Below are 531 nucleotides of genomic sequence, written 5' to 3' on the forward strand. Positions count from 1 at the left end.
TTGGAAAATCTGTTTCACAGTTAGCTTTACAGAAACGATTTACAAAGATCAAGAAGCGAAAGAGATATGAGTGGTTACATGACATCAATGTACAAGTTTCCAAACAGGCTTCAAAAGATTTTGACAAGGCGAGGAAAAATTCGTTTGAAAAGTACCAAAATGGTTCTCACACTTCTTATAAATCCAAAAAAGATTTAATCCAAGGATTTTATGCCAATTATGAAAGACTGATTATAAGAAAGAAAGTAGTTCATATTCAGTCCATTGGAGAAGTGAAAACAAGCCAACAACTACCAAGAAACAAAAAAACATTCAATCCAAGAGTTACCTTTGATGGTCGTCACTGGTGGATTAGTGTAGGGTTCCAAGAAGATTTTGAATCCCAAGAACTAACCAATGAGTCGATTGGTGTGGATGTTGGTTTAAAAGAGTTGTTTGTGGCTTCTAATGGTACGAAAGAACGAAATATAAACAAAGATGCCAAGGTTAAAAAACTTTTGAAAAGGAAAAAGTCAGCACAAAGAGATATGT

At 34.3% G+C, this 531-nt stretch carries 1 protein-coding gene; it reads left to right on the forward strand.

All coding sequences use genetic code 11. The features are described from left to right. Window positions 1–531, forward strand: a 531-nt coding sequence (locus tag KVT31_RS29360; protein WP_483297956.1) for a nuclease/transposase family protein, incomplete at both ends; no start/stop codon positions are given.

Origin of the sequence: Bacillus sp. GbtcB14, from assembly GCF_019091205.1 — a bacterium.
Lineage (GTDB): Bacteria > Bacillota > Bacilli > Bacillales > Bacillaceae_G > Bacillus_A > Bacillus_A cereus_AG.